General features: G+C 49.2%; 1 protein-coding gene. It reads right to left on the bottom strand.

Annotated features, from left to right (window positions below):
• Positions 1 to 1,002: hypothetical protein (locus tag AC1QQ2_RS14250; protein WP_479713632.1), on the bottom strand; the 1,002-nt coding region annotated here is incomplete at both ends.

Below are 1,002 nucleotides of genomic sequence, written 5' to 3'. Positions count from 1 at the left end.
TGAACCAAGCTGTGACATAAGATCAGCCACACCGCCTTGCCCGCCGCTTCGATAAAAACTTTCTCCAGATACACTCGGCGCAAGATTGTTTATTTCATCGTTTAGCGCGTTAATGCGCGCAGAAATTTCTGGGTCGCCCATCCAGCCTCCAGCTCGGCCTGCTTTGGCATTTCCTTCTTCCATCAAGCGGGTTGCCTCTGTGTTGATTTCATCTTCTGTGCGGCCACTCAAGCCTAGCCTGCTTAAAATATTTGGCTGTTCGCTTAGCGGCTTATCCCAATCAAGGAAGTCTTCTGGGTTGGCTTTGATGTTTACCTCATACATGCGACCAGCGTCAAACTCACCAGTTTCTTTGAAACCTCTTAGCTGCTGGATTTTGTCAGACTGAATTTGCCTTTGCGCCGCGAACCTACGCTCATCGCCACCAAAATCACCTAATGCTGCACGTTCATCTAGGCGGCTCAGTTTGCTTTCTACATCCTGAATTGCGCGATCTACATCTCCGCCAGCAGCCTCCAATGCTCTACGCGCCGCCGATGTGTTGCCTTTTGAAAGCTGATCTCTGTAGGCTTTTGCCACAGGCTCCGCCTCAGCAAAATACAAACCATGCCCGTAAACCTGTGCGCCTTCGCCAGTGCCAATTGCATCTAGGCTGAACCGATCAAACGTGTGCGGGCTACCGTGATACGCCAAAATACCTTGCGGAGCACTTGGCTCAAGCCGTTTCAAGGCATCAGTGTTCCAAATTTGATATGTAACGTCACCAGCACCATCATCCATGCGAACGCCATCATACCCCATGTTCTGCAACTCACCTACACTGTAACGATCTATGTCGTCCCATGTTGCAAGTTTTGCAGAAGGCGATATTTCAAATTGATGCTCAAAGCCTTTGCCAGTTGTTACAATGTTATCCCAGTTTGCTTGAGGTGACGCCATCCAGAACGTCCCATCTGCGCTCTTGGATAGATCAATATCACCAAAATTTTGTGCAGAACGATG

It is taken from the genome of Aestuarium sp., assembly GCF_023253315.1.
Taxonomy (GTDB): Bacteria; Pseudomonadota; Alphaproteobacteria; order Rhodobacterales; family Rhodobacteraceae; genus Marivivens; species Marivivens donghaensis.
Note: the sequence above shows the minus strand (reverse complement) of the source record. Positions and strands in the feature narration are given on the sequence as shown.